The sequence below is a fragment of the Paenibacillus sp. GYB003 genome, from assembly GCF_036577625.1.
Classification (GTDB): Bacteria; Bacillota; Bacilli; order Paenibacillales; family NBRC-103111; genus Paenibacillus_AB.
In genome coordinates this window covers 1-361 of the sequence record NZ_JARBDC010000079.1, presented here as the reverse complement: position 1 = coordinate 361, position 361 = coordinate 1, and the positions used below count along the sequence as shown (strand labels likewise).

The window sequence follows — 361 nt, the reverse complement described above, 5'->3', positions numbered from 1 at the left end:
CGAAGTCGGTGAGGTAACCGCAAGGGGCCAGCCGCCGAAGGTGGGGTAGATGATTGGGGTGAAGTCGTAACAAGGTAGCCGTATCGGAAGGTGCGGCTGGATCACCTCCTTTCTATGGAGTACCTCGCGTTCTGTTGGAACGCGGTACAATAATGAAGCGAAAGCTTCGAACACGGTCCGTTTTCATTTGTTCAGTTTTGATGGAATTTTGTCCATCTACTCCACTTCATTTGTGGAGGACAGCATGGGGCCATAGCTCAGCTGGGAGAGCGCCTGCCTTGCAAGCAGGAGGTCAGGAGTTCGATCCTCCTTGGCTCCACCAAACAACGTATTGCGGACGCGGACGACAAACAAGATTTGC

General features: G+C 53.2%; 1 tRNA gene and 1 rRNA gene. Both read left to right on the top strand.

Features of this window, described 5'->3' with window-relative positions:
- Positions 1 to 112, top strand: a 16S ribosomal RNA gene (locus PV407_RS25425); the annotation flags it as partial.
- 134 nt (positions 113 to 246) lie between these two features.
- A tRNA-Ala gene (locus PV407_RS25420) sits at positions 247 to 322 on the top strand.
- Positions 323 to 361: the final 39 nt, after the last annotated feature.